This window comes from Neisseria sp. P0020.S003 (assembly GCF_051957095.1).
GTDB lineage: Bacteria > Pseudomonadota > Gammaproteobacteria > Burkholderiales > Neisseriaceae > Neisseria > Neisseria subflava.
Genome location: NZ_JBQCWU010000089.1, coordinates 1 through 437, shown reverse-complemented (window position 1 = coordinate 437; position 437 = coordinate 1). Strand labels below are relative to the sequence as shown.

Sequence of the window (437 nt, the reverse complement as noted above, 5' to 3'; positions counted from 1 at the left end):
CTTGATTGGCTGCCCGACACATTGCCGCAAGGAATCGGCATCCGCCTCGGCGCAGGCGAGCATGAAGGCAGAAACAACCGTCCCGACCAAACCAGCCGCGGCATGGTCGCACAAGCTAAAATCCTTGCCGGCACTTTGCACCACCTCGGCGCAGATGTCCGCTTTACCCTCTACCCCAACGCCAATCACGGCAACGCCCCGTTTTACGCCCTGACCGACTGCATCGAATATTTGCGCAGCGCATGGCAGCGTTGAAGCAGGTTTGCCAAACATCGAGGCCGTCTGAAACGCAAACTTAGAAGCGTATTGAACCTATTGGATCAATCTAAAATCCAATTATAAAAAGGCCTAGACCTTTGCAATAACATAGGTTTAGACCTTTGCAAAGGCCTCGGGGCATGAAAAAGGGAGAGGCTACCTGAAAAATAGATTTTCAG

Annotated in this window: 1 pseudogene; it reads left to right on the top strand. The window is 52.2% G+C overall.

The features are described 5' to 3' along the window. Positions 1-255: pseudogene (locus ACTHTQ_RS11460) on the top strand (alpha/beta hydrolase); the annotation flags it as partial. Positions 256-437 lie beyond the last annotated feature (182 nt).